The sequence below is a fragment of the Gallaecimonas zhanjiangensis genome (genome assembly GCF_057624825.1).
The window spans coordinates 1,459,391-1,484,782 of sequence record NZ_CM172603.1; the positions used below are offsets into that span (position 1 = coordinate 1,459,391).

20 protein-coding genes and 5 tRNA genes are annotated in these 25,392 nt (G+C 59.1%); 15 read left to right on the forward strand and 10 right to left on the reverse strand.

Features of this window, described 5'->3' with window-relative positions; all coding sequences use genetic code 11:
- Window positions 1–116 precede the first annotated feature (116 nt).
- Window positions 117–410, forward strand: coding sequence for a hypothetical protein (locus AC22G1_RS06850; protein WP_487316099.1), 294 nt, complete (start codon window positions 117–119; stop codon window positions 408–410).
- Window positions 411–457: 47 nt separating this feature from the next.
- Here the strand turns inward: AC22G1_RS06850 and cysZ are convergent, their stop codons facing one another.
- Window positions 458–1,168 carry a sulfate transporter CysZ gene (cysZ, locus tag AC22G1_RS06855; RefSeq protein WP_487316100.1) on the reverse strand — a complete coding sequence of 237 codons (711 nt, stop codon included), beginning with the start codon at window positions 1,166–1,168 and terminating at the stop codon, window positions 458–460.
- Between the two features lie 196 nt (window positions 1,169–1,364).
- Between cysZ and smc the strand changes: the two genes are divergently transcribed.
- The 5 genes from smc (at window position 1,365) to AC22G1_RS06880 (ending at window position 9,166) form a co-directional block, all read left to right on the forward strand.
- Entirely contained in the window at window positions 1,365–4,787 is a 3,423-nt protein-coding gene (gene smc / locus AC22G1_RS06860) for a chromosome segregation protein SMC (protein ID WP_487316101.1), read from the forward strand.
- A 34-nt stretch (window positions 4,788–4,821) separates the two neighbouring features.
- Complete coding sequence (gene zipA, locus AC22G1_RS06865) at window positions 4,822–5,676, forward strand: cell division protein ZipA (protein WP_487316102.1); 855 nt, start codon at window positions 4,822–4,824, stop codon at window positions 5,674–5,676.
- A gap of 46 nt (window positions 5,677–5,722) precedes the next feature.
- The gene (gene ligA / locus AC22G1_RS06870) at window positions 5,723–8,068 is read left to right on the forward strand and encodes an NAD-dependent DNA ligase LigA (protein WP_487316103.1); all 2,346 of its coding nucleotides are present in this window, start codon (window positions 5,723–5,725) and stop codon (window positions 8,066–8,068) included.
- A 7-nt stretch (window positions 8,069–8,075) separates the two neighbouring features.
- Window positions 8,076–8,471 (forward strand): hypothetical protein, encoded by a 396-nt coding sequence (locus AC22G1_RS06875; protein WP_487316104.1) that lies wholly within the window; start codon window positions 8,076–8,078, stop codon window positions 8,469–8,471.
- A 155-nt stretch (window positions 8,472–8,626) separates the two neighbouring features.
- A complete protein-coding gene (locus AC22G1_RS06880) occupies window positions 8,627–9,166 on the forward strand; it encodes a GNAT family N-acetyltransferase (protein ID WP_487316105.1) in 540 nt (179 codons plus the stop codon).
- A 27-nt stretch (window positions 9,167–9,193) separates the two neighbouring features.
- Here the strand turns inward: AC22G1_RS06880 and AC22G1_RS06885 are convergent, their stop codons facing one another.
- The gene (locus AC22G1_RS06885) at window positions 9,194–10,300 is read right to left on the reverse strand and encodes an amino acid permease (RefSeq protein ID WP_487316106.1); all 1,107 of its coding nucleotides are present in this window, start codon (window positions 10,298–10,300) and stop codon (window positions 9,194–9,196) included.
- A 111-nt stretch (window positions 10,301–10,411) separates the two neighbouring features.
- Here AC22G1_RS06885 and AC22G1_RS06890 point away from each other — a divergent pair, with 111 nt between their 5' ends.
- From AC22G1_RS06890 to AC22G1_RS06900, 3 genes are read left to right on the forward strand one after another with little or no spacing between them, the layout of a single operon-like run.
- On the forward strand, window positions 10,412–10,906 hold the full coding sequence (locus AC22G1_RS06890) for a cupin domain-containing protein (RefSeq protein ID WP_487316107.1): 495 nt from the start codon (window positions 10,412–10,414) through the stop codon (window positions 10,904–10,906).
- Window positions 10,903–11,436, forward strand: a complete 534-nt coding sequence (locus tag AC22G1_RS06895) for a hypothetical protein (RefSeq protein ID WP_487316108.1) — start codon at window positions 10,903–10,905, stop codon at window positions 11,434–11,436. Before AC22G1_RS06890 ends, AC22G1_RS06895 begins: the two co-directional genes overlap by 4 nt.
- Window positions 11,436–11,936 (forward strand): hypothetical protein, encoded by a 501-nt coding sequence (locus AC22G1_RS06900; RefSeq protein ID WP_487316109.1) that lies wholly within the window; start codon window positions 11,436–11,438, stop codon window positions 11,934–11,936. The genes AC22G1_RS06895 and AC22G1_RS06900 overlap by 1 nt, the downstream gene beginning before the upstream one ends.
- A gap of 13 nt (window positions 11,937–11,949) precedes the next feature.
- Here the strand turns inward: AC22G1_RS06900 and AC22G1_RS06905 are convergent, their stop codons facing one another.
- Complete coding sequence (locus AC22G1_RS06905; protein WP_487316110.1) at window positions 11,950–13,020, reverse strand: M35 family metalloendopeptidase; 1,071 nt, start codon at window positions 13,018–13,020, stop codon at window positions 11,950–11,952.
- A gap of 178 nt (window positions 13,021–13,198) precedes the next feature.
- Here AC22G1_RS06905 and AC22G1_RS06910 point away from each other — a divergent pair, with 178 nt between their 5' ends.
- The 5 genes from AC22G1_RS06910 (at window position 13,199) to AC22G1_RS06930 (ending at window position 19,466) form a co-directional block, all read left to right on the forward strand.
- On the forward strand, window positions 13,199–13,873 hold the full coding sequence (locus tag AC22G1_RS06910) for a GntR family transcriptional regulator (protein WP_487316111.1): 675 nt from the start codon (window positions 13,199–13,201) through the stop codon (window positions 13,871–13,873).
- Window positions 13,866–14,336, forward strand: coding sequence for a DUF2919 family protein (locus AC22G1_RS06915; RefSeq protein ID WP_487316112.1), 471 nt, complete (start codon window positions 13,866–13,868; stop codon window positions 14,334–14,336). Before AC22G1_RS06910 ends, AC22G1_RS06915 begins: the two co-directional genes overlap by 8 nt.
- 2 nt (window positions 14,337–14,338) lie before the next feature.
- Complete coding sequence (locus AC22G1_RS06920; protein WP_487316113.1) at window positions 14,339–14,650, forward strand: DUF6122 family protein; 312 nt, start codon at window positions 14,339–14,341, stop codon at window positions 14,648–14,650.
- 512 nt (window positions 14,651–15,162) lie between these two features.
- A complete protein-coding gene (locus tag AC22G1_RS06925; protein ID WP_487316114.1) occupies window positions 15,163–17,532 on the forward strand; it encodes a glucose/quinate/shikimate family membrane-bound PQQ-dependent dehydrogenase in 2,370 nt (789 codons plus the stop codon).
- A gap of 275 nt (window positions 17,533–17,807) precedes the next feature.
- On the forward strand, window positions 17,808–19,466 hold the full coding sequence (locus tag AC22G1_RS06930; RefSeq protein WP_487316115.1) for an FMN-binding glutamate synthase family protein: 1,659 nt from the start codon (window positions 17,808–17,810) through the stop codon (window positions 19,464–19,466).
- Window positions 19,467–19,527: 61 nt separating this feature from the next.
- Here the strand turns inward: AC22G1_RS06930 and AC22G1_RS06935 are convergent, their stop codons facing one another.
- Window positions 19,528–21,861, reverse strand: a complete 2,334-nt coding sequence (locus AC22G1_RS06935; RefSeq protein WP_487316116.1) for a glucose/quinate/shikimate family membrane-bound PQQ-dependent dehydrogenase — start codon at window positions 21,859–21,861, stop codon at window positions 19,528–19,530.
- 290 nt (window positions 21,862–22,151) lie between these two features.
- Here AC22G1_RS06935 and ppiC point away from each other — a divergent pair, with 290 nt between their 5' ends.
- Window positions 22,152–22,445 carry a peptidylprolyl isomerase PpiC gene (gene ppiC, locus AC22G1_RS06940; protein WP_198173973.1) on the forward strand — a complete coding sequence of 98 codons (294 nt, stop codon included), beginning with the start codon at window positions 22,152–22,154 and terminating at the stop codon, window positions 22,443–22,445.
- Between the two features lie 24 nt (window positions 22,446–22,469).
- Here ppiC and AC22G1_RS06945 read toward each other — a convergent pair whose 3' ends face one another.
- The 6 genes from AC22G1_RS06945 to AC22G1_RS06970 form a co-directional block, all read right to left on the reverse strand.
- Window positions 22,470–23,999 (reverse strand): glycoside hydrolase family 27 protein, encoded by a 1,530-nt coding sequence (locus AC22G1_RS06945; protein ID WP_487316117.1) that lies wholly within the window; start codon window positions 23,997–23,999, stop codon window positions 22,470–22,472.
- A 444-nt stretch (window positions 24,000–24,443) separates the two neighbouring features.
- Window positions 24,444–24,519, reverse strand: a tRNA-Val gene (locus AC22G1_RS06950).
- A 130-nt stretch (window positions 24,520–24,649) separates the two neighbouring features.
- Window positions 24,650–24,725: transfer RNA gene (locus AC22G1_RS06955), tRNA-Val, on the reverse strand.
- Window positions 24,726–24,801: 76 nt separating this feature from the next.
- Window positions 24,802–24,877 (reverse strand) — tRNA-Val (locus AC22G1_RS06960).
- A 131-nt stretch (window positions 24,878–25,008) separates the two neighbouring features.
- Window positions 25,009–25,084 (reverse strand) — tRNA-Val (locus AC22G1_RS06965).
- A 73-nt stretch (window positions 25,085–25,157) separates the two neighbouring features.
- Window positions 25,158–25,233, reverse strand: a tRNA-Val gene (locus AC22G1_RS06970).
- Window positions 25,234–25,392 lie beyond the last annotated feature (159 nt).

The following is a 25,392-nucleotide window of genomic DNA, read 5'->3' on the forward strand; positions in this document are numbered from 1 at the left end:
TTTTGTTGACACTTTTTTTCTGCATTTTCAATCAGGTTTTGACGTTTCACCCTGTCGTAATCGCCAAAGCCGTGCCATCTTTGTGGTGCTGGATGCACGGCGGCAAAGGAGGGCTGGTGAGCCACGAACGACAAAGCATCTTAAATGGCGTCTTCTACGCCCTTCTCCATCTCGACTCCTTAGAGCCGGTCAAAGCCAACCGCTTTGCCTACAACATCTTCCCCAATTTTAAAGACCGCTACGACGAGGAGCTGCAACAAAAGACCCTCGCTGCCATCCGCTGGGCCCTGGCCCAGGACGATATCGACAGCTGCTGCTCCCTCGAAGACGTTCCCTTTGACGGCGCCTTTAAGCGCGAATACCTCAACATTTTGCTGGGCCACCTGCTGGACGTGCGGGTATCGGCTTAGGCTCGGGCGTATTTTTATCCCATAAAAAAGGGCCTTACGGCCCTTTTTTAGCGTCTTAAAAGGTGTGGTCTAAACCGCTCGACCCACATGGCGGTGGCGCCGCACACCGCTACCGGCATCACGATAAGGTTCAATATCGGCACCATGGCCAGCAGGGTAGCCAGTATGCCGAAGCTAAAACTGGCGCTGCGTTGGTACTTGAGGGCCAGTTTCATGTCCTCAAAGGGAATTTTGTGGTTATCGAAGGGGTAATCGAGGTACTGGATGGCCATCATCCAGGCGGTAAAGAAAAACCACAGCGCCGCGCCCAGGGTCTGGCCCACCACCGGCACTAAAAACAGCAGCAAAAAGCCGATGGCCCGAGGCAGGTAGTATTTGAGCTTGGCCCACTCGCGGCCAAAAAGGCGCGGCATGTCTTTAACGATGTCCAGCATGCCGGTGTCGGGCAGCGGCTCGCCGGTGAGTTTCAGCTCCACCCGCTCGGCCAGCAGGCCGTTAAAGGGCGCCGCTATCCAGTTGGCGATGGCGCTAAAAAGATAGGAAAATACCACCAGCACTGAGAGTATCGCCAGCGGCCAGATAAGGTATTCAAGCCAGTCCAGCCAATGGGGCAGATAGCCCAGCACCCAGTTGACCATGTCTTTGATGCGATAAGTTAGCCAGCTAAAGGCGGCAATAAACAGCACCAGGTTGACCAGCAGCGGAATAAGCACAAAGCGGCGCAGGCCCTTTTCCCGGATGAGGGAAAAACCGCGCATAAGATATTGGGCTCCGGATACGGGATTAGCCACCTTGCTACCTCCTTAACAATCACAACGGCTACGCGTTGCATTCTGCAAAAAGGCCAGTATAAAAAGAGTGAACGCGCCGCGCCTAGCCCGGATTTGTTACAGAAACTGTGGTAGATTGCCGACTGCTTAATTTGCCACACCATAACGAGAGCGCCGGGGACAGATGCGCCTGAAAAGTATCAAGCTGGCAGGATTCAAATCCTTCGTGGACGCCACCAACGTGCCTTTTCCCAAGGCCATGACTGCCGTGGTGGGCCCGAACGGCTGTGGTAAATCCAACATCATTGACGCCGTGCGGTGGGTACTGGGGGAATCCAGTGCCAAAAACTTGCGCGGCGACGCCATGACCGACGTCATCTTCAACGGCTCCTCTGGCCGAAAGCCGGTGTCTCAGGCCAGTGTCGAGCTGGTGTTTGACAACAACGACGGCACCGCCACCGGCCCGGTGGCCCAATACGCTGAGATCGCGGTCAAACGCCTGGTCACCCGCGACGGCCAATCCCAGTACTTCTTGAACGGCAGCCGTTGCCGGCGCCGCGACATCACCGACATCTTCCTTGGCACCGGCCTTGGCCCCCGCTCCTACGCCATTATCGAGCAGGGCATGATCTCCCGGCTTATCGAGTCGCGGCCCCAGGAACTTCGGGTCTTTATCGAAGAAGCGGCCGGTATCTCCAAGTACAAGGAGCGGCGCAAGGAAACCGAAAACCGCATCCGCCACACCCGCGACAACCTCGAGCGCCTAACCGACGTGCGCGAAGAGCTGGGCGCCCAGCTCGACAAATTGCGCCGCCAGGCCGACGCTGCCCGCCGCTACCGCGATTATAAAAAGCAGGAGCGCACCAATAAGGGCCAGTTGGCGGCGCTGCGTTTTCGCCGTTATCAAGACGCCATCACCACCTTAAGCAGCGAAATTCGCCATTTCGAGACCGAGCTGGAGCGCTTTATTGCCCAAAGCCGGGGCGACGAAAAGGCCATGGTCGAACTTAAAGAAGCCCAGCACGATGCCAAGGGCCAGGTAGAGCAGGCCCAGAGCCGCTACTACCGGCTGGGGTCGGAAATCGCCCGCGCCGAGCAAAACCTGGTTAACGCCAAAAGCCGGCGCAGCCAGCTTGATGAACAGCTTTCAAAGCTTCAGCAACGGGCCGAGCAAGCGCGGCTGACCCTCGCCCAAGACGAGGCGCGCCAGAGCGAGGCCGACGACGAGCTAGAGATGCTAAGCCCCGAGCTTGACGAGCTGCGCGAGCAGCTGGCCGAGGTGCGCCTCAATCGCGAGAGCCTCGAAGGGCGCCACCGCGCCCAGCAGCAGGCCCTTGCCCAGCGTTTGCAGCGCCAGGGGCAATTGCAAACCCGGCTGCAGGTACTGGCGACCCGTATCGATAACCTCAAAGCCAATATCAGCCGCGATCAGGCGCGGCTCACCCACTTTACCGGTCACGACAACGAAGCGCTGCTTGAGCTTCGGGAGCAGGGCGAGGCGCTTCGCATCAGCCAGGAAGAGGCGGCTGAGGCCCATGACCTGGCGCGCCAGCAGGCTTTACAGGCAAAAGCGGCCGAGCAGGGCGCCCAGCAACAGCTGCAAGATGGCCAAAATGCCCAGCGCCAGGCCGAGCGAGCCTTGGATGCCCTCAACTCGCGCCTGTCTCAGCTCAGCCAATTGATAGACGCCGCCGGGGGCAAGGAAGAGTTGCCGGCGCTGGCGGCGCTGCCGACCCTGCTCTCTACCCTTCGCATTGACGGCGCCTGGCACCGGGCCGCCGAGCAGGTGCTGGGCACCTGGCTCAGCGCCCGGGTCGGCGACGACGCCCCCTTTTTAGATGCCAGCCAAAGTGCGGCGCTGCTGCGCCCCGGCGCCATGGCAGCCAAAGCTGGCACCCTGGCCCAAGTGGTAACCGCGCCGGTGGCCCTGCCTTGGCTAAACCAAGTGTACCTGGCCGATAGCCGCGAGCAGGCCCTGGCCCGGCGAGGCAGCCTGGGTGAGTATGAATCGGTTATCACCCCGGACGGTTTCTGGCTGGGCCCGGATTTTGTCTCCACCGCCCCAGGGCAAAGCCAGGGGCTGAGTCTGGTGGCAGACCTTGACGCCCTAAGCGCCCAGCAACCGGCCTTGGAAGATGCTCTCGCTGCGGCCAGCGAGCAATTTGACGCAGCCAAGGCGCAGCTCACTCAGCGCCAGCAACAGGCCGAAAACGCGCAGCGCCAGGAGCAATTGGCCCAGCAACAGGCCCAGGATGCGCGCCAGCAGCTGGCCATCTTACAATCAAGGCTGGCCAGCCTTGAAGAGCAAGCCCGGGCCCGAAGCGAAGAGCGAGCCGCCTTGGTGGAGGCCATCGCCGCACAAGAGCTGGAACTTGCCGAGCTTGGCGAAGAGCAGCTGATGCTGATGGAAGACGCCGAGCAAGCCGAGGAGCAGGACACTCCAGAGGATCTGGAGCCGCAGCTGGCGGACGCCAGGGCTCAAGAAGAGCAGCTGCGCGGCCAGGCCCAGCAGCTGCAAATCCGCGTTGAAACCCTTAAATCCCAGCGCCAGGCCTTGGCCGAGTCTTGCCAGCGGGCCGGTATGCAGGTTGAGGAAGTCACCGAACAGCTCGAAGCGCTTTTGGAAGAGCAGCAACTGCTGGAAGAACCCGGCCAGGACCAGCAAAGCCAATTGGAGCTGTGGCTGGCCGAGCACAAGGAAGTGGAAGAGCAGCTTGGTACCCTTAACCAGCGCATGGCCGAGCTTGACGAGCGCATGGCGGTGCTGGAAGAAGGCCAGGCGGCGGCCTTTTCCAAGGTGCAAAGCATGCAGGGCGAGATTGACCGGCGCCGCCTGGAAATAGAAGGCCACAAGGTGCGGGCCGATGGCGCCCGCGAGCAGCTTGATGAGCTGGAGCAGAACATCGACGAGGTGCTGGCGGCCCTTACCGACCAAACCGAAGAGGCTCTGGCCCAGGAGATTGACCGCCTGGTGAACGCCGTGGCCCGCCTTGGCGCCATTAACCTGGCGGCCATTGAGGAGTTCGAGCAGCAGGCCGAGCGCAAACAGTATCTCGATGAACAGGACGCTGACCTCAACGCCGCCCTTGAGACCCTGGAAAACGCCATCCGCAAAATCGACCGGGAGACCCGCGCCAAATTCAAAGACACCTTTGATGTGGTCAATGCCGACTTGCAGCGCCTCTTTCCCAAGGTGTTTGGCGGCGGCAGCGCCTACCTGGAACTGACCGGCGAAGACTTGTTGGATACCGGGGTTACCATCATGGCTCGGCCACCGGGTAAACGAAACGCCACCATTCACCTTCTCTCCGGTGGTGAAAAGGCGCTGACCGCTTTATCATTGGTGTTTGCCATTTTCAGGCTAAATCCAGCACCTTTCTGTATGCTGGACGAAGTGGATGCGCCACTGGACGACGCTAACGTTGAACGATACTGCCGCCTGGTCAGGGAAATGTCAGACAGCGTCCAGTTTATTTACATCAGCCATAACAAAGTCGCTATGGAAATGGCCGACCAGCTCACCGGGGTCACCATGCACGAACCCGGTGTGTCGCGCATCGTCGCCGTGGATATTGAACAAGCCGTCGCACTGGCGGAAGCAGGCTAGAAAAACGAGACAGGAAGCCTAGATGGAAATTTTTTTGCTAATTGCGGGTGTGTTGATCATCGGTGCCATTTTTGCCCACGGCCTTAAAACCATCCGCAGCCAGGGCCAGGCCAAGATGAAGACCAAAGCGGTCAAACCCATCGCCACCCAAAAAGACAAAGACACCTCAGGCTTTGACGACGACGGTATCGGTGAAGTGCGGGTCGTGGCCAAGCGCCGCCATGAGCCCAAGATGGAGCAAATGGACCTCAACCTCTCAAGCGAGGCCAAGGCCGTGCCAGAGGCTGCGGTGGTTGAGGAAGAACAAGCGCCTGCGCCTGCCCCCGCTTTTGAGCCAGAGCCGGTGGCCAAAGCCCCCTCCGCGCAAGTGAGCGAGCCCGAAGCCCCCTTTATGCCGAGCATCCAGGCCGAAGCAGCCCCTGAGCCGGAACTGGCGCCAGAGGCCCCCGAGCCGCAAGATGTGCTGGTACTGCATGTGGTTGCCAAGGAAGACGAGCCGATTGAAGGCGCCGAGCTGCTGCCGCTGCTGCTCACCCTGGGTATGCGCTTTGGCGAGATGGATATCTTCCACCGCCACAAAGAATCCTCTGGCCGTGGCCCGGTGCTCTTTAGCATGGCCAACATGGTCAACCCCGGCACCTTCGATGTGGACAACATGGAGCAATTCAACACCCGCGGGGTGGCGCTGTTTATGACTCTGCCCAACGCCGGCGACGCCATGAAGGCCTTTGCCATGATGCTCTCTGCCGCCCAGAAGATGGCCGAAGAGTTCGGCTGCCAGGTGCTGGACGGTGACCGTAACCTGGTCACCCAGCAGACAGTGCAGCACTACCAGGGCCAAATCCGCGAATTCACCCGGCGCCAGCTCCTTGCAGCGGGCGGCCATTAAAGCCTTTGTCAGCCCGGCCTGTGCCGGGCTTTTTTGTTAGAGCGCCATGAACGACATCCAAAGCCAACTCGACACCCTTCGCCGCGAAATCGACCAGCACAATATCCGCTATTACGTCGACGACGCCCCCAGCATTCCCGATGCTGAATACGACCGGCTGATGCGCGAGCTGCAAGCCATTGAAGCCGCCCACCCCGACCTTATCACCCCCGAATCCCCCACCCAGCGGGTGGGTGCCAAGGCCGCTGCCGCCTTTGGCGAAGTTGCCCACGAAGTGCCGATGCTGTCGCTGGGTAACGCCATGGACGAGGGCGATTTCATCGCCTTTGGTGAGCGGGTCGAAAAAGGCCTGGGCCACAGCCCAGCCTGGTGCTGCGAGCCCAAGCTCGACGGCCTGGCGGTAAGCCTTTTGTATGAAAACGGCGTGCTGGTGCGCGGCGCCACCCGTGGCGATGGCGCCACCGGTGAAGACATCACCCAAAACGTGAAAACCATCCGCGCCATTCCCCTTAAGTTGCAGGGCGAGTATCCCCAGCGCATCGAGGTGCGCGGCGAGGTGTTTATGCCTCGGGCCGGTTTTGACGAGATGAACAAAAAGGCCCTTGAGAGCGGCGACAAACTCTTTGCCAACCCCCGTAACGCCGCCGCCGGCTCCCTGCGCCAGCTCGACTCGCGCATTACCGCCAAAAGGCCGCTGAGCTTTTACGCCTACGGCCTTGGCGTGGTGGAAGGCGGCGAGCTGCCCGCCGGCCAGTATGCGCGCTTAATGTGGCTGCGCGGCCTGGGTTTGCCGGTCAGCAAAGAAGTGACAAGGGTTGAGAGCCTTGAGGCGGTCAAGGCCTACCATGACGCCATTTTGCAAAAACGCGACGCCCTGGATTTCGATATCGACGGCGCCGTTATCAAGGTTGATGGCGTCGCTGACCAGGAAGAGCTGGGCTTTGTAGCCCGCGCCCCGCGCTGGGCCATCGCCTGGAAGTATCCGGCCCAGGAAGAGCTGACCGTGCTTGAAGACGTGGAGTTCCAGGTGGGGCGCACCGGCGCCATCACCCCCGTTGCCAAGCTCAAACCGGTGTTTGTGGGCGGGGTGACCGTCTCCAATGCCACCTTGCATAACGCCGACGAGATAGCTCGTCTGGGCGTCAAAATTGGCGACACGGTGATCGTGCGCCGCGCCGGCGATGTTATTCCGCAGGTGGTGTCGGTGGTGGAGGAGCGCCGTCCGGCAGAGGCTAAAGACATTGCTTTTCCCACCGCTTGCCCGGTGTGCGGCGCCCATGTGGAGCGAGAAACCCTGCGCACCCGCCTTAAAACCAAGGTCATCGAGCGCGAGGGCACCGCTTATCGCTGCTCGGGCAGGCTTACCTGCTCGGCCCAGCTCAAACAGGCCCTTATTCACTTTGCCTCCCGCAAGGCCCTGGATATCGAAGGCCTGGGGGATGTGGTGGTCGAAAAGCTGGTGGATGCCGAGCGTCTGGCAAGCCCGGTGGGTATCTTCGAGCTTAAACGCGAAGATATTTTGGGCCTGGAAGGCTTTGCCGAGCTGTCCACCGACAAGCTGCGCGCCGCCATCCTTCGCAGTAAAGCCACCCCCTTTAATCGGGTGCTCTACGCCCTTGGCATCCCGGAAGTGGGGGAGGAGACTGCCAAGCTTATGGCCGCCACCCTCGGCAATGTGGACAACATCCGTCAGGCCCCCGTTGAGCTTTTAACCTCTATCCCCGATGTGGGCCGGGAAGTCGCCTTTCACATTAGCGAGTTTTTCAACGAGCCCAACAACTGGCAGGTGGTTGAGGGATTGCGCGGCCAGGGCCTTAACCTGGGTGAAGCAGGCGCCAAGGTTAGCCTTGCGCCCATGAGCTTTAGCGAGTTTATCAACAAGCTCGATATCGTCGGCGTCGGCCCTGGCGCTGCGGAAAAGGCGGCCAGCCGCTTTGAAAGCCTCGATGCCCTTATCCAGTGCGCGAAAGACGAGCAAAACCTCTTTAACGCCCTTGGCGGCACCAAGGCGGCAGCTAAAGGGCTGGCAGCCTTCTTTGCCGACAGCGCCAATGCCGAGCGGGCGCGGGATATCGAGGCGCGGCTCCTGGCCCTTGACGTGCACTGGAGCAGCGAGCGCGAAGTGACAGAAGCGGCCGAGCTGCCGCTTTCTGGGCAGACCTTTGTCATCACCGGCACCTTGTCGGTGCTGTCTCGCGACGAAGCCAAGGCCCACTTGGAGGCGCTTGGCGCCAAGGTGGCCGGCTCGGTGTCGAAGAACACCGACGTGCTGGTGGCTGGCGAGAAGGCTGGCTCAAAGCTTGCCAAGGCCGAGAGCCTGGGGGTTGCCACCTGGGACGACCAGGCGTTGATGGCATTTTTGCGCGAACAAGGGGTTATCGATGCTGCATAAGTGGCTGATGCGTTTATTTATTCTGCTTATTCTGGTGCTGCTCTACACCTACGGCATTGCACTGGTGATGTATGGCGTTGGCATCAGCGTGCCCAAGCTTCCTTACCTTAACTGGCTGAGCGATCCGGCCCAGCCCTGGAGCCTGCTGCTGGTGGCGTTGGGGATGCAGCTGCTCTCTGCCCCCACCGGCTTTGCGGTGGCGCGCCTCGAGCAGGAAATGCCGCTGTGGCTGGCCTTTATGATCGCCGTGCCAGCGCCCGGCATGTTGCTCTGGCAAGACTGGCACACCCAGCTCAGCTTTATGGGCTACGCCTTGGAGCCTTTGGTGGAGCTTGCCAGCCTGCCGCTTTGGACCTGGTTCTGGCTGCGCCGGGAGCGCAAAAAGCAGGGCTTTTCTGCCTGAGTAAACGGGTTTTGCCGGCGGCCTTTTATCTCAGATAACGGGCCGATCGGCGAAACCCATTGCCGTTATCGACAAAGCTGACCACTCAGGGGATTGTCTCGGGGGCCGGTGATTTGTTAACTTCAAGCAATCTAACTGCGCCGAGACCCACCACCTTGCCCGTACTACCCCAGTTTCGTTTGGCCCACCTCGACGATGCCGCTGCCATCGCCGATCTGTTGGTGCGTGCCTGGCAGCAGAGCTATCGCCAGTTTCTGCCAGCGGAATTCCTGGAAAAACTCAATGCCGTTGGGCGTTTAGGGCTGGTAGAAAGCCTGCTGCGCCAGCCTTTGAGCCAGACCTGGTTGGTGGAAGATGCCGGCCAGTTGCTGGGGTTTGTCAACACCGGCCGCTCCCGCGACCCGGATGTGTCTCGCCGCACCACCGCCGAGCTGCGCGCTTTGTACCTGGACCCTGAAATGATTGGCGGCGGCCTGGGCTCCAAACTCTTGGACAAAGCCTTGGTGGCCCTTCGTGAGCAGGGGTTTGTGTCGCTGAATTTGTGGGTGCTGGAAAATAACCAGGCCGGCATCAAATTCTGGCTCAAGCACGGTTTTAAAGAAGACGGCTGTCACCGCATTGAAGAGCGCGACGGCACCGAGCTCAAGCAGCTTAGGCTGCACCGGCTACTGAATAAAGCCATCGGCAAACAGTAAATAAAAAAGCGGCCAAGGCCGCTTTTTTCATCCCGCCAACTGGGCCACAAACACCAGCGCCGCCACCGCTAACAGCAGGGCACCTTCGGGGTGCCTTTTTTGTTGGTGGCTCATCACCGCCGGCAGCACCAGCGCCATAAAGGCCAGAGCCAGGGCGGCAAAGCCCAAGGCGCTGATAAAGGCGTTGGGGTAGAACAGCGCCACTGCCAGCGGCGGGGTAAAGGTGAGCAGCGCGGTTTGGCTGCGCCCGGCAAGGGAGCTTTGGCGGTTAAAAAGCGCCGCCAGAAAATCGAACATCCCCACCGCTACCCCAAGGAAAGAGGTGGCCAGGGCCAAGTCGGCAAAAAGGTGAATACATTGGCTGAGCCAGCCTTGCTGCTGGTGGGTAAGGGCCCCTATCAGCACCTCGAGCTTGCCGTCGGTGGCGGCCAGGGCCTCTGGGGTGAGGCTACCCAGCACCACCGCCTGCCAGATAAGGTAAAGCGCCAGCGGCAGCAGCGTGCCCCAGGTGATGGCAAGGCGCAGCTTTTGGCGGTCCTTTTCCAGGTAGTTAACCAAGGTGGGTAAGGAGCCGTGGTAGCCAAAGGCGGTATAGATAATGGGCAGCGCCGCCAGGGGCATGACGCCGCCCTGGCTAAGGCTGGCGCCGTCGATGCTTGGCATCAGCCCGGCGATAACCAGCGCCAGCGCCACCATTTTCAGGCTAAACAGCAACCGGTTGGAAATATCCACCACCTGGGTGGAGAACATCACCAACAGCCCAACCACCAGCGAGGCAAAAAGCGCCGCTAAGCCCTGACCAAAGCCAAGGCTAGCGCCAATCAAACTGGCGCTGCCGGACACATAAGCGGCCATCAGCGCGTAATAGAGCATGCCCATGGCCAGCGCCACCAATACCCGCCCCATAGGGCCAAAGGCTTTACGGCCCAGGGCGTCGAGAGAAGCGGGGCCATCTAAAGCAATGCAGTGGTCAATCATCATCCAGGCGGCCTTGACGGCCAGCAGCGCAAAGATCACCAGCAGCAGGCTGCTTAAGGCAAAACCCAGTTTGGCGGTAGCAAGGGGCAGGGCAAGCATGCCGGCACCGATGGTGGTACCGGCCACGATAAGGGCTGAACCCAGGGTTTTGTTCATCCGAACCTCGAGGGCGGGCATGGCGCGGCGCTTGTAAGGGGCTTGTTAAAAGGCCGGGCTTCGTTGTTAGAATGGTGCTCACACTAAAAGACCCAAACAGTGGGGTCAAGCATGGCCAACAGTCCGGTTATCAACATTCAGAAACTGACGTACCGCAGCCACAGCCATGGCGACGAGTATTTCGCCAGGGTGGCCTCGGTGGCACAAGCCATTGGCGCCAAGGAGCTGGGATTTCGGGTGGTACGGGTTCAGCCGGGCAAAAAAGCCTGGCCGCGCCATGCCCATCTTAACAACGAGGAGATGTTCTTTATCCTCGAAGGCAGTGGCACCCTGCTGATGGGTGAGCACAGCCACCCGGTGCAGGCCGGGGATTTTATCTCCTGCCCGGCAGGGCCGGATAACGCCCACCAGCTGGTTAACTCCGGCCTCAAAGAGCTGGTGTACCTGGCGGTCTCCACCATGAAACAGCCCGATGTGATGCTCTATCCCGATTCCGGTAAATACGGGGTGGTAGCGGGCTGCGCGCCGGGCGGAGACAGCAAGGAGCGCAGCTTTGCCATTTTTGGGCGCAGCAACCAAGGCCTTAACTATTGGGACGGCGAATGAATAAATCGGTACTGCTACTCGTTACCTTGTTGGCGGCTCTGCCGGCCTGGGCCCAGTTTGATGGGTTGGCGCCGGCCCTTGCCAAGCTTAAGGCCGCCACCCTTGCTCAGGATGCTCAAACCCTGGTGGCCATGACCCACCCCAAGGCCGTTGCTGCCCAAGGGGGCGAAGAGGCCGCGCTTATCAATGCCCAGGAGAGTTTTTTAAACCTCGAGCGGCGCGGCCTTAAGCAAAGCGCCTTGACCCTCGATACCCCCACCCAGTTTTACCCCACCAAGGATGACTGGGTGGCCTTTGTACCCACCCACAGCCGTTTGCAGAGCAAAAACCAGGTGGTGAGCGAAGACGGCTACCTTATTGCCATTCGCCCCAAACAAGACGGTAGCGCCTGGCATTTTATCGACGGCGCCGGGGTTGAGGTGCCGCAGCAGATCTTCGATTACTTCCCGGGATTGCCGCCAGACATTTCCATTCCCAAAAAAAGCAGTAAGATCCGCCTCATCACGCCCTGGACTCCGAGTAAGAAGTAATGAAAACCATCCAATGGCAAGGTCAATGGCAGCAGCACCAAATCGAGGTGCAGGTGCTGCCGAGGTTGTTGCTGACCGAAGTGAGATTGCTGATTGACGGCGAAGAGCGGGACAAATCCCTGCTGTTTCGCACCTTAAAGCCCCATCAGCTGTGCGCCCTGGCCATCCCCAAGGCCGCCATGGGCCTGGTGGAAGTGAGCTTTGACGGCACCACCCTGGCGGTATCGGCCAACGGTGAGGTGCTGACCGAGCAGGCTCCGCTGTCGAGCCCAGAGCCCAAGGCCCTGGCAGAGAAAAACGCGCTGTTTAACGGCCTTGGCATCTTTGCCATCGCCAGCCTGTTTTTGCTGATTTTCAACGTCTTTGCCCAAGGCTTTCCGTTTCAGGTGATGCCGTCGTTCAACCCGCCTTTGGTGCTGGGGCTGGTGATGGCGCTTTACTACTACGCCGACACCAAAAAACGCATCAGCTTTCGCCAGTCATTAAAAAAGGCGCCTTAAGGCGCCTTTTTCATCAGGGCAGGCTCGGCGTGTTCTCAGCAAAATACTCGTGAGAATCGGCGTTCTGAATGGCCTGCGACGGGCTCGACAGGGCCAGGGACTTGGCGCCTGACTGGCCGTAGACGATATCGTCGGTACCGGCCACCACATTGAAGTGGCTCAGCTCGTGGACAATGGTGCCGGCCTTGGAGTCGGTGCCGTTGGTGGGCGCTGACCAAAAGGCGTTACACAGGTAAATGGTGTAGGGCTGGTTGGCATACACGTAGGCGTAGGCGCTGTCGTTACAGGCGCAGTTGAACACCAGCGGCTTGGTGCTGGCAGCATTGGCGATAGCCGAGAAGTGGCTGGTCACGGTGCTGTAGCGGCTGCTGCTGTAGGTGCCAAACCAGGTTTTATAGCGGGTTGAGCCGCTGGGGTTGCTGTTGCCTTGCAGGTAAGCCAGGGCGGCGTTACTGATGGACTGAGCCGCGCTCACCGCATTGTTGATGCTCGATTTCTCGCTGTTGGTACAGCTGCCTTGGTAACCGATGCTGCTGATGCCGATATCCGCCACCTTGGGCTGCTCAATGGCAATGCCGTTGTCTTCAACCCCATCGACCCAGAAGCTGATGCTGGCCGAGCGCAGCACGTCGGGGCGCGCCAGCAGGGTTTGCTTGAGCGACGGGGTGTCGGCCCCGGCCTGTTCGACCTCATAGCTCACCGCATAGGTGCCGGCTTCGCTCATGTCATAAAAGGCGGACAAGTCCAACTGTTGGCTAAGGCTCTGGCCTGCCTTGATGGTCACATAGTCTTTGGCGGTGGGGGCCGGGCGCTTGTAGTGGCGGCCGATGTACTCCACCGCTTTGCCGTCACGGGTCACGGTAAAGAGGTTGTCGGCAAGGGCGCCGTCTTCTGCGGTAAACCAGCGCAGGATTTTTACGTCCTTCTTGCCGGTGTTGGTAAAGCTGACGGTCAGCTCAGTGGGGCTGGCATCAGTGCTGGCCAGGGCATCGGCGGCTTTCAGGCCCACTTGCAGATCGGCAGCCTGGGCCAGGCTGCACACACCGCTCAAAAGCGTTGCCGAGATAAGGGCGGTTTTCTTCATGTTGTGTCCTCCATTGCATATTGTCAGCGCCTTCATGGCGCCGGTTATTGTTGCCTCCTTACCTTGATTGAGTTGACCATTGGTTAAAAGATGTCTTTTTGTGGTGTTGTTTTTGCCGATGGAGCCGCACAAAAGAAGCCGATATACTGCTGCGATTGTCTGCCTTTTTGCATCGACCATGAGCAGTAAGCCCGCGACCACCATTCATAAAACCCGCACCGCTTTTGTCCTGGACAGCCTGCGCGACGCCATTTTGTCCGGCGAGCTCAAGGCCGGTGAGCCGCTGCGCCAAAATCTCATCGCCGAGAGCCTGAATGTCAGCCGTATTCCGGTGCGCGAGGCCATGATGCAGCTGGAGGCCGAAGGCCTTATCGACTTCGAGGCCCACAAGGGCGCGCGGGTAACGCCCTTGTCGGTGGAGCAGGCCGAGGAATTGTTTGATATCCGGCTACTGATTGAGCCGGATCTGCTGGCGCGCTCCATTCCCCACCTCAGCGCCCTTGATTTGCACCAGTCCCAGGGCTTTTTGCTGCAAATGGATGCCGCCCTTAAGGAAGACTCCATCCAAAACTGGGCCGGCCTTAACCGACAGTTTCACCTGAGCCTGTACGTGGGCGCCAACCGGCCACGGACCCTGGAGCTGATCCAAAACCTCAATCTCCATGCCGACCGCTACGTGCGCCTGCACCTGATGCTGGACGGCGGTGTCCAGCGGGCTGAGGGCGAACACGAAGCGCTGCTGGCCTGTTGCCGCGAGCAACGCATCGACGACGCGGTGGAGCGCCTTAGCCACCATATCCGCGATGCCAAGCAGGACGTGCTGAACATGATCCACGCCAACCGCCATGGTTGAGCCGGTATTTCACCCCGGGCAGTTGGACGCCAAAGGCCTCTTTAAACTGCCAAGGGCCCTTTGGATCTTGCTGTTCTGGCTGCTGCGCTACCCCATTATCTGGCTGGGCTCGTTGATGGGCGGCGCCAGTGGTGGCGCCTTTTTAGAGTGGCTGATGCCCGATTTCAGCCAAGCCTGGCCGCAATTGTTGCCGGCCATCCCGGCGCTGCTGTGCCTGTGGCTGAACGGCCTGCGGCAAGTGGACAGCAAAGACGGCTTTTGGTGGGCCTGGCGCCAGCAGGGCTGGCTGCTAAAAGTGGCGATGCTGGCCGATCTTGGCCTGGTAGTGTTTGACATCAGCCAGGGCCATGGCGATTACAACCCCTGGCAGGCCATCCAACTGGCGGTAAGCAGCTGGGGCCTAGTGTATCTCCTGAGCTCGCGCTACCTGCCACACCTGTGGCGCGACCGCCCGCAAAGCTGAGCATGCTGTCGAGCAACCTGCATATGGTGCTGCACTTTCTGGTGCCGCTGGTGGTGGCACTGGTGTTTTGGCGAGCCCAGTGGAAGAAGGCGCTGCTGGTGATGTGGGCCACCATGCTGGTGGATGCCGACCATCTGCTGGCCACCCCGGTGTTTGACCCACTGCGCTGCTCCATCGGTTTTCACCCGCTTCATCAACCCTGGGCCATTGCCCTTTATCTGGTATTGGCGCTGCTACCCAAAACCCGCTGGGTGGGGGTAGGGCTGCTTATTCACATGGCCCTCGATGGCCTGGATTGCCTTAAATTGATTTAAAAATAAAAAGTATGCTGGTATTACCAGAGCCGTTTTTGTTTAAAAAGAATTCATTCTTTCAATTTTTAAGCAATTGAACCGGTTTTGGTTTTTTATAAACGGACTTTTACAATAAGCGTTCTTTATCAGTTAATTGTTTATAGCTATTATCCCCGCCTTAAACAATTTCCCTAATTGCCGATACAGGCAAAGGCGAATTGTTCTTCTGCCACCCTACATTTCACTCCCGAGCCGGGCGCCGGCCACCCCAGGTGGTCGCGGATAAGGTGCCAAAGCGCCAAGCCAAGCCGGAGCGCAACAAGACGATCAGCGGTTTCAATACCTGCCGGCACAGGCGGCTGCCCGATGCGGTGACAAGCAATGTCACTTTCGGGCAACGCTCGCCATGGCGTTTCGATTAAAAAATCCGGTATTTACGTCAACGTAAAAGGCGGGTTTGTTTTACCGAGGATTGTCGTCTTAACTTATATTTCTAGGTGTCGCGCTTTACGCCTTCATTAATGGTTGGTTATATGAAAAGCAACGAGTCCAATTCCAGTTTACTGGTAACGTTAACGGTAATCTTTGCCGCACTTACCGGGCTGTATTTATTTGCCGGGGGCATCTGGCTTATCGCCATCGGTGGTTCCTGGTATTACCTTATTGCCGGTATCTTGATGCTGGCAGTGACGGTGCTGCTGAAAAAACGCAGGGCTGCCGCCCTGCTGCTTTATGCCGTGCTGCTGCTGGGCACCATGATCTGGGGCCTGGCGGAAGTCGGCTCCGACTTCTGGGCCCTGACGCCACGCTGCGACGTGCTGGTGTTCTTCGGCATCTGGCTGATGCTGCCGGTTATCTGGCGCAAACTCACCACGCCGTCAAAGCTGGCCTACCCGGCCCTTGGCTCGGCGCTGGTGATTAGCGGCGTTATCCTGGCCTACGCCGTGTTCAACGACCCGCAGGAAATCAACGGCGAGCTGCCTACCGCAGCCAGCGGCCCGGTGGTTGACACCGAGGTTGCCGACGGCGACTGGAGCGCTTACGGGCGCACCCAGGAAGGCCAGCGTTACTCGCCCCTTAAGCAGATCAACGCCGACAACGTGCACGAGCTTAAGCAAGCCTGGGTGTTTCGCACCGGCGACATGAAGCGCGCCAGCGACCCGGGTGAAATAACCGACGAAGTAACCCCGCTCAAAGTGGGTAACACCCTGTACCTGTGTACCCCGCACCAGATGCTGTTTGCCCTGGATGCGGCCACCGGCCAGAAAAAATGGGTGTTCGATCCTAAGCTCAAGACCGACCCGTCCTTCCAGCACGTAACCTGCCGCGGCGTGTCTTATCATGCCTTTGCTGCCGATGACGCCCGCCTCAAGGGCGGCGCTTGCAGCCGGCGCATTTACCTGCCGGTTAACGATGGCCACCTCTATGCCGTGAATGCCGACACCGGCGCCCTTTGCGATGATTTTGCCGACAAAGGCGTGCTGGATCTGCAAGACCGTCAGCCGGTGCAAACCTCCGGCATGTACGAGCCGACTTCGCCGCCCATCGTGACCGACCAGACCATCGTCGTGGCTGGCGCCGTCACCGACAACTTCTCTACCCGCGAGCCCTCCGGCGTTATCCGCGGCTTTGACATTGTCACCGGGGCTTTGAAGTGGGCCTTTGACCCGGGCGCCAAAGATCCCAATAAGATCCCAGGCGAGGGTGAGCACTACACCTTCAACTCCCCCAACTCCTGGGCGCCCTCTGCCTACGATAAAAAGCTGGATCTGGTCTATATCCCTACCGGGGTCACTACCCCCGATATCTGGGGCGGTAACCGCACCCCTGAGCAGGAGCGTTACGCCAGCGCCATTTTGGCCCTCAATGCCACCACCGGTAAGCTGGCCTGGTCTTATCAGACCGTGCACCATGACCTGTGGGACATGGACATTCCGTCCCAGCCGACCCTGGCCGACATCAAAGACAAAGACGGTAACGTCGTGCCCGTGGTGTATGCCCCGGCCAAAACAGGCAACATCTTTGTGCTGGACCGCCGTAACGGCAAGCTGGTGGTACCGGCTCCGGAGAAAGCGGTGCCCCAGGGCGCTGCCAAAGGCGACTACGTCTCCCCAACCCAGCCTTTTTCTGACTTGAGCTTCAGGCCCAAAGAGAATATGAGCGGCGCCGACATGTGGGGCGCCACCATGTACGACCAGCTGGTGTGCCGGGTTATCTTCCACAAGCTGCGTTATGACGGCATCTTCACCCCGCCTTCCGAGCAGGGCACCTTGGTGTTCCCCGGTAACCTCGGCATGTTCGAGTGGGGCGGTATCTCGGTTGACCAAAGCCGTCAGGTGGCCATTGCCAACCCCATGGCGCTGCCTTTTGTGTCTCGCCTGATGCCCCGTGGCCCGGGTAACCCCATGGAGCCCGAGCCGGGTGCCAAAGGCACTGGCACTGAGTCGGGTATCCAGCCGCAATACGGCGTGCCTTATGGCGTGACCCTCAACGCCTTCTTGTCACCTTTTGGCCTGCCTTGTAAGCAGCCGGCCTGGGGCTATTTGACCGGTGTTGACCTTAAAACCAACAAGGTGGTGTGGAAAAAACGCCTGGGCACGGTGCGTGACAGCTCGCCGCTGCCTTTGCCGTTCCGCATGGGTATGCCGATGCTGGGTGGCCCCATCAGCACCGCCGGTAACCTCATCTTTATCGGCGCCACTGCCGATAACTACCTGCGCGCCTTTAACATGACCAACGGCGAGCAACTGTGGCAGGCGCGCCTGCCGGCCGGTGGCCAGGCTACCCCCATGACCTATTCGGTCAATGGCAAGCAATACGTGGTGATTGCGGCCGGTGGCCACGGCTCCTTCGGCACCAAGCTGGGCGACTACATCGTGGCCTACGCCTTGCCCGATAAATAAGGCATTCGCCTGTTAAAAAACGCCCCAGATGGGGCGTTTTTTTATGGCTGCAAAAAAGGGCTGAAACGCTCTCTTACAGCCAAAAGGCTGTTAACCGGTGGCAATGTCCTTATGCTAATGAGGCCTCAATATGAGTGAGGGCGGTAAAGGCCGGGGAAGCTGCCTTTACTGGGAAACTTGACTCACTCCCGTTGCTGGCACAGCCTGTCTGCTATGCAGCTGGCCGTCGCCAACGAGCTCGGCCTTATAAGTCACTTTTTCAAGGACAATAACGGATGAAATTATCACTGCTGAGCCGCTACGCCTTCTTTGGCGGCTGCATTCTTATTACCCTTCTGGTTATTCCCTTTCTGTCCCAGCATCCGGGGCTGTGGGCGCTGTTTATCCTGACCGGCCTGTTGACCCTGGTGGGCATTCACGACCTTCGCCAGGAGCGCCATTCGGTGTGCCGTAACTACCCGGTGCTGGGCCATATCCGCTACCTGGTGGAGTTTATCCGCCCGGAAATTCGCCAATACCTGCTGGAAGGGGACGACGAAAAGCTGCCCTTTTCACGGGCCCAGCGCTCCTTGGTGTATGCCCGCGCCAAGAACGAAGGAGGCGAGAAGGCCTTTGGCACCCTGGTGGATGTCTACAAGCCGGGCTTTGAATTTATCGGCCACTCCATGCGGCCACTGCCGGTCAAAGACCCCATCGAATTTCGGGTGCAGGTGGGCGGGCCCCAGTGCCGCCAGCCTTACTCGGCCTCTATCTTCAATATCTCTGCCATGAGTTTTGGGGCGCTGTCGGCCAATGCCATTCGCGCGCTCAATAAAGGCGCCCGGATGGGCAACTTTGCCCACGACACCGGCGAGGGCAGCATCAGCCCCTATCACCGCGAATTTGGCGGCGACCTTATCTGGGAGCTGGGTAGCGGCTATTTTGGTTGCCGTAACGATCAGGGCGGCTTTGACCCAAACAAGTTTGAAAGCCAGGCCCAGGACCCCCAGGTCAAGATGATTGAAATCAAGCTCAGCCAGGGCGCCAAGCCGGGCCATGGCGGCATCTTGCCCAAGCACAAGATCACCGCCGAAATCGCTACCACCCGTGGCGTGCCCATGGACCGCGACTGCGTGTCACCCTCCAGCCACAGCGCCTTTTCCAACCCTACCGAGCTGATGCACTTTATCGCCCAGCTACGTGAGCTGTCGGGAGGCAAACCGGTGGGCTTTAAGCTGTGCCTCGGCCACCCCTGGGAGTTTATGGGCATCGCCAAAGCCATGCTGGAAACGCAAATCCTGCCCGACTTTATCGTTATCGACGGTAAAGAAGGGGGCACCGGCGCCGCGCCGAGGGAATTTTCTGACAACATCGGCCTACCGCTTCGCGAAGGTTTGCTGTTTGTTCACAACACCTTGGTGGGCATTAACTTGCGGGACAAAATCAAGCTGGGGGCCTCGGGCAAGATTGTTTCGGCCTTTGATATTGCCAGCATCATGGCCATCGGCGCCGATTGGGTAAATGCCGCCCGCGGCTTTATGTTCGCCATCGGTTGTATTCAGTCCCAGTCTTGCCATACCAACAAGTGCCCCACCGGGGTAGCGACCCAGGATGCTCTGCGCCAACAGGCGCTGGTGGTGCCGGATAAAGCGCAGCGGGTTTATAACTTTCACCGCAATACCCTGCACACCCTGGCCGAAATGCTGGCCGCCGCCGGCATCGACTGCCCCGGTGACATCGGCCCTCACCACCTGGTGCGCCGTACCAGCACCACCGAGGTGCGTTTGTTCTCGCAGATCCACGTCTTTCTCAAACCCGGCGAGTTGCTGGATGAGAGCTTTGAAGGGGAGTTTTATTCGAGGATGTGGAAAATGGCCCGGGCTGACAGCTTCGATGCCTGCAATATCGACGTGCTGCCCTCGGCCCGCGCCGTGCGCGGCAAGATGGCGCTCTAGCTCTAAGAGCAGCGCAATAAAAAGCCCGGCATCTGCCGGGCTTTTTGTTGGGGTTTATCCCTTAGTGCTTGAGCTTGTAGGCCACCACGTAGTCGCCGATGGTGGTACCGATGGAGCCGTGGCCCCCGGCAACCTGCACCACCATTTGCTCGCCTTTGCTGTTGACGTAGGTCATGGGGGTGGCCTGACCGCCGGCGGGCAGGCGGGCCTGCCACAGCACCTTGCCGGAAGTCAGGTCGTAGGCGCGGATGTAATCATCCACCGCCGCCGACATAAACACCACGCCTCCGGCTGTAATAACCGGGCCGCCGATGCCGGGCACGCCCATCTTGATGGGCAAGGGCAGGGGGGTCATATCGTGGATGGTACCGTTCTTGTGCTGCCACACTTTTTTACCGGTGCTCAGATCCACCCCTGCCACATAGCCCCAGGGAGGCTGCTGGCAGGGCACACCAAGGGGCGACAAGAACGGCTTCATATCAACCGCATAAGGGCCGCCTTCGTTGGCGTTAAGGCCATGTTCCCCTTGGTTGGCCGGGCCCAGGTCGGAACCGTCTTTTTTCACCAGGGTGGAGGTAAAGGCCAGATACAGCGGCATGCCGAACATCACCTGGCGTTTTGGGTCTACCGCCACGCTGCCCCAGTTGAAGACCCCAAAGTTACCGGGGAAGACAATGGTGCCCTTGGTAGAGGGGGCCGTGTACTGCCCTTGGTAGTTGAGGGTTTTAAACTCGATGCGGCACCACAGCTGGTCCAGCGGGCTGGCGCCCCACATGTCGGACTCTTTAAGACTCGGCGGCTTGAAGTTAAGCGCCGAGCTCGGCTGGGTGGGCGAGGTGTGGTCGCCTGGAATATCGGTGCCCTGGGGCGCCGGCTCTTCGGTGATGGGGAAGATGGGCTGGCCGGTGGCCCGGTTTAGCACATAAACGTCCCCTTGCTTGGTGGGTACCACCAGCGCCGGCTCCAGGCCATTTTGGGTTTGCAGATCCAGCAATACCGGTTGGGCAGGAGTGTCCATGTCCCAAAGGTCGTGGTGAATAAACTGCTGCACCCAGGCAGGCTTACCAGTGTCGAGGTTCAGCGCCAGCACTGAAGTGGCGTATTTCTCCTCGGCGGGACTTCGATACATGCCCAGTTGGTCCGGGGTACGGTTACCCATGGGGAAGTAGGCCAGGCCCAGTTTCTCGTCGGCACTGGCCACAGACCAGCTGTTGGGGGAGCTGGGGGTGTAGACCTCGCCGGCGCCCAGAGGGGCGGTTTGGTCCGGGTTACCGGAGTCGAAATTCCACAGCAATTGGCCGGTGCGGGCGTCAAAGGCGCGGATCACCCCGGAGGGAGAGTTGACCGCGTAGTTGTCGTTTACCGAGCCTGCGACAATCACCTTACCCTTTGCTACCAGCGGCGGCGAGGTGGAGTAGTAATAGCCGTGCTGCTTAAAGGGCATGTGCTGGGTGAGATCCAGCACGCCGTTGTCGGCAAAGTTCTGGCAGCGAGCGCCGGTTGCCGGGTCCAGGGCGATGAGCTTGGCATCAGAAGTCGGTAAGAACAGCTCGGCATCGCAGGCGATTGGCGCCAGCGACTCGGACGGCGCGTCCATCACCTTGGCCACCGGCAATTGGCCAGAGGTGCTGGGCAGATAGGATACGCCGCGGCAGGTTTGGTGCTGGCGCTGCAAGTCAGGCTCAATGGCCGCCTTGTATTGCCACACCTTTTTGCCAGAGTCGGCGTCCAGGGCCACTAACCAGTTATGGGGCGTACACAGGTAAAGGGTGTTGCCCAGCTTAAGAGGGGTTGCCTCGTAAGTGGTTTCGCCCACATCCCCGGGGCCTTTTTTATCGCCCGTCTGGTATTGCCAGGCAAGCTCAAGGTTGTTGACGTTAGCGGGGGTAATTTGGTCCAGGGGCGAGTAGCGCTGGCCCATGTTGCTACGGCCATAGGCTTGCCAGCCGTCAGCGGGGGCGTCGCCAAGATTGGGTGCTGCGACCTTGATTTCGGTGCTGAGCTCGCCGTCAATCTTGTGTTTGTCCACCAAGGTAGAGGCGAGGGTGCCAACCACTAACACGGCCCAAACCGGCAGCAGTACCTTGACGCCGCCTTTGTTGCTTTTGGTCGCGAGCAGCAGCGGAATGGCCAGGATCAGGAACAGGCCCATGCGGGTGGCAAGGGGCCACCAGTCGTAACCTGATTCCCACAATGCCCAAACGGCAGTTGCCACCAGGAATGCGGCATAGAGCAGGCGGGCGGAGGTGCGGCGGTTTTTGGTGAGGGCGCCCACCACCAGCAGTACTAGGCCGGTGACGGCGTAGTACCAACTGCCACCCAGGGCTATCAGCCAGACACCGCCTACCAGCAGCGCCAGGCCGAGCAGAAGAAAGATAAGAGAAAACACAATCATAATACAATAATCCTTTATTTAAGGCGTGGTAAAGTTACCACATGTCTGCCCTTGATTTCAGGGATAACTGCATTAATACAGCCTAGGCTTTTTGCAGAAAAATAAAAGTGTGGCAATAAGTTACGTTCATGTGCATACACTTTTGCAGCGACTGCAAGAACCATGTGGTAGGGCGTTGTACGTTTCTTGATTGTCAAAAGATGGCTGGCTACGAATAAAGTGAAAGCCATGGCGGCCTTGGCGGCGAAGGCTGGCAGTGGGACAATAACGGCCTTAGCAAGAGGAGCAAAATGATGGCCACAGCCAGCGCATATCACATTCTGGTGAAAACCCAGCAAGAGGCCGAGAAGCTGCTTGAGCAGCTGAAAAAAGGGGCCGACTTTAACAAACTGGCCAAGCAGCATTCCCTGTGCCCCTCCAAGCGCCGGGGCGGCGATTTAGGGGAGTTTCGCAAGGGCGATATGGTCAAAGCCTTTGACGATGTGGTCTTTAAAAAACCGCTTTTTGAAGTGCATGGCCCGGTGAAAACCAAGTTTGGCTGGCATCTCATCAAAACGGTGTACCGCTCCACCGATATCAAATAAAAAAGGCCGCAGATGCGGCCTTTTTTACAGCGGGCTACCGCTTACCTGAAGTAGCGCCGCACCATGGGCCGGGAGCGTAATGTGCCGGGTATCCGCAGCCAGTGCCTGATGCGCCCAAAGGTCGCGAAGGGTCGCCAATTGGCTTAAACCGGCGTCTTTGGCGCTAAATTCGACGCTCTGGGGGGTATCGGTGCGGTTAAAGAGCGCCAGGGCAACGGCGCCGCCAGCAAGGGGTTTGGCCCAAATCTCAGCGCCGTTAACCTTTCGCACCGCCTGGCCTTGAATGCCGTTGGGATCTTGGTCGATGGCGATCACCTCGGGGTTTTCCAGCAGGCTGGCGGTTTGCTGGTCCATGGTGCGAAGGTCGTGGCCCATTAATAGCGGCGCCGCCGACATGGCCCAGAGGGTCATATGGGTGCGGTATTCCTCAACACTCATGCCACCGTTGCCCACTTCCAGCATGTCTGGGTCGTTCCAGCCGCCGGGGCCGGCATGTTGGGGGCTGCCGTTGCCATCAAAGCCGAGCTTGGCCATGACCTGATACTTATCTTCAATGTCACCTGTGGTGCGCCACAGGTGGCCACCGACGTTCCTCCCCCAACTGCCCACATCGCCGCGGCCGTATTCGCAAAGGCTATAGACGATGGCGCGGCCGGTGGCGCGTAGCGCCTGACCCATCTCCTGGTAGCTGGCGCGGATCTGCTCGGCGTTTTGATAGAAGGCTTCGCCCGAGCAGAGATCGTATTTCAAATAATCAATGCCCCAGGCGGCGTAGGTGGCGGCGTCTTGCTGAATATGGCCATAGCTGCCCTCGTAACCGGCGCAGGTCTTGGGGCCGGGTGAGCTGTAGATCCCCAGCTTCAGGCCCTTGCTGTGCACGTAATCGGCCAGGGCTTTCATATCGGGAAAGCGAGGGTTGGGCTGGATCTGGCCATCGGCGCCGCGCTGGCCTTGCCAGCCGTCGTCAATATTGATGTAGCGATACCCGGCGTCGCGAAGGCCGGAGCTGACCATGGCATCGGCAATTTCGCGCACCGTTTTATCGTCGATATGATCGGCAAACTTGTTCCAGCTGCTCCAGCCCATGGGCGGCGTTTGGGCAAGGCCGTCAGGGGAAAGCTCGGCATAAGGGGGCAGGGTGGTTAGATGAAAGCGGCGCTTTTCGGCGTCGGCTTGGCTGCCGCGCACCGCATCGTTGTCGAGCTTGCCATACCAGACCTCGCCAGTGACATGGAGCTTGTCGCCATCAAGGCGAGCCGTCCAGGTTCTAACCGGTACCCGGGCATTGCCGTTGAATATGCCAAAGGTGGCTACCCCGTCTTTCACTGTCAGGTCCTTCATCGGCATGGGGCCGTACCAGTCGGTGGTCATGGTGCCGGTGTAGCCGTCTCCCTGGGCCTTTATCTCTATCATCCGCACCCCAGGGAAGTCCTGAACCTCTTTACCAAACAGCCACACTCCAGCCAGCGGGCTGGCCTGCTGGCTTTGGCAAGCAGACAGCGCCAAGGCCGCTAGCAGGCTGACAGCTGCCATAGGGAAGTAACGCTTTACCATCGCCGATTCCTTTTTGTATACGGTATATTAAATACCATTAGCATGAATGACAGAGCGTTCACAAGCGGCAAGGGTCGGGAGAGGGTGGCTTTCAATAGGGTGGGTGATACCGGGTTGGCGCTGTTACCCCCGGTGCTTGTATTGGCGGGAGGAGCTGCACCTTGGTCATCGTAATAAAGCAAAAAGCTACCCGAAGGTGGCTTTTCAATAGGGTGGGTGACACCAGGTTGGACCTGTTACCTCCGGTTCTTGTATCAGCGGGAGGTGCTTCACCTTGGCAATCAAAGTCCGATAAGCAAAAAGCCACCCGAAGGTGGCTTTTCAATGTGGTGGGTGATACCGGGCTTGGACCTGTTACCCCCGGTTCTTGTATCGGTGGGAGGTGCTTCACCTTGGCAATCAAAGTCCGATAAGCAAAAGCCACCCGAAGGTGGCTTTTCAATATGGTGGGTGATACCGGGTTCGAACCAGTGACCCCCTCCTTGTAAGGGAGGTGCTCTCCCAGCTGAGCTAATCACCCTAAATCTGTAGTGGCGTCCTGGGAAGCATGACGACACGTTGTATATGGTGGTGATACCAGGTTTAAGCCTGTATCCCCGGTTCTTGTATCAGCGGGAGGTGCTCTCGCAGAAGGCAAAAACCAATTTATATGGTGGGTGATACCGGGTTCGAACCAGTGACCCCCTCCTTGTAAGGGAGGTGCTCTCCCAGCTGAGCTAATCACCCTAAATCTGTAGTGGCGCCCTGGGAAGAGTGACGACACGTTGTAGGTTACCGAACTTATTTCGCTAACCGATTTATATGGTGGGTGATACCGGGTTCGAACCAGTGACCCCCTCCTTGTAAGGGAGGTGCTCTCCCAGCTGAGCTAATCACCCTAAATCTGTAGTGGCGTCCTGGGAAGCATGACGACACGTTGTATATGGTGGTGATACCAGGTTTTAGCCTGTTATCCCCGGTTCTTGTATCAGCGGGAGGTGCTCTCGCAGAAGGCAAAAACCAATTTATATGGTGGGTGATACCGGGTTCGAACCAGTGACCCCCTCCTTGTAAGGGAGGTGCTCTCCCAGCTGAGCTAATCACCCTAAATCTGTAGTGGCGTCCTGGGAAGCATGACGGCACGTTTTAATTTGGCTGGCAGGTTCCTCAAGAGGAATATGGTGGGTGATACCGGGTTCGAACCAGTGACCCCCTCCTTGTAAGGGAGGTGCTCTCCCAGCTGAGCTAATCACCCCTGCCATGTGGAGCGGTATTATAGGGAGGGCTTTTTCACTGTCAACCCAATTCACCGCAACCCCGCTTGAATGCTGAATTTTTCAGCGCCTTGGGTGTTTGGGTCCCTTGGTTGCGGTGCTAGAATAAGCCCCTTGTCCCGCTCCGGCCTTTCAACAGA